Source organism: Alcanivorax sp. HI0083, from assembly GCF_001635175.1.
In genome coordinates this window covers 1-1,346 of the sequence record NZ_LWFX01000635.1, presented here as the reverse complement: position 1 = coordinate 1,346, position 1,346 = coordinate 1, and the positions used below count along the sequence as shown (strand labels likewise).

Below are 1,346 nucleotides of genomic sequence, written 5' to 3'. Positions count from 1 at the left end.
GTGGCCGGTGGCTGGCAGGGTCTCAGCCACCCGGTGGAAGTGGGCGGCCAGGGCCTGCCCATGTCACTGGGCCTGATCAAACAGGAAATGATGGCGACGGCCAACTGGTCCTTCTCCATGTACCCGGGCCTGTCTTTGGGCGCCATGAACACCATCCAGATGCATGGCTCCGACGAACAGAAGCAGGATTACCTGGTACCGCTCACCGAGGGCTCCTGGGGCGGCACCATGTGCCTGACCGAACCGCAGTGCGGCACCGACCTGGGCCAGGTAAAAACCAAGGCCGAGCCGCAGAAAGACGGTTCCTACAAAATCTCCGGCACCAAGATCTTTATCTCTTCCGGTGACCATGACCTGACCGAAAACATTGTCCACATCGTGCTGGCCCGCCTGCCCGATGCGCCGAAAGGCACCAAGGGGATTTCCCTGTTCATCGTGCCCAAGTACCTGCCGGGCAAGATCGGTGAAGACAACGGCGTGAACTGTGGTTCCCTGGAAAAGAAAATGGGCATCAAGGCCTCCGCCACCTGCGTGATCAACTTCGATGAAGCCACCGGCTTTTTGATCGGCCCGGAGCATGGTGGCCTGGAGTGCATGTTCACCTTCATGAACAGCGCCCGTATCGGTACAGCCATGCAGGGTGTTGCCCACGCGGAACTGTCTTACCAGGGCGCCCTGCCTTACGCCAAAGAGCGCAAGTCCATGCGTGCCCTGTCTGGCAAGAAAGAGCCGGATGCCATCGCCGACAGCCTGATCCACCACGGTGACGTGCGCCGCATGCTGCTCAAGCAGAAGGCCATCGCTGAAGGCGGCCGCGCCATGATCTATTACGCCGCCCAGTACGCGGACAACATGATCGCCGGCATGCTCGAAGACGACATGAAGAAATACGAGCACTGGGACAGCGAGCTGGGCTTCCTGACGCCGATCCTGAAAGGGTTCCTGACCGAGAAAGGTCTGGAAGCCGCCAACGACGGCATGCAGGTATTCGGTGGCCACGGCTACATCAAAGAACACGGCATGGAACAGATCGCCCGTGACGCGCGCATCTCCACCCTGTACGAAGGCACCACCGGCATCCAGGCGCTGGACCTGCTGGGCCGCAAGGTTCTGCTGTCCTCCCGCGGCAAATGTGTGCGCGAATTCTCCAAGAAACTGGTGGATTTCGGCACCAAGAACCTGCGTGACCCCAAGCTGCGTCCGTTCGCCTGGAAGCTGCTGAAAATTGCCGCCGAGTGGAACTACCTGACCACCCGCATCATGCTGGTGGCCGCGAAAGATCGTGACATGGTTTCCACCGCCAGCTACGACTTCCTGATGTACAGCGGCTACGCCATGATGGCGTA

The 1,346-nt window shown here is 60.2% G+C and carries 1 protein-coding gene; it reads left to right on the top strand.

Annotated features, from left to right (window positions below; genetic code table 11):
* A partial coding sequence (locus tag A3754_RS06320) for an acyl-CoA dehydrogenase family protein (protein WP_063519110.1) occupies nucleotides 1-1,346 on the top strand: 1,346 nt, incomplete at both ends.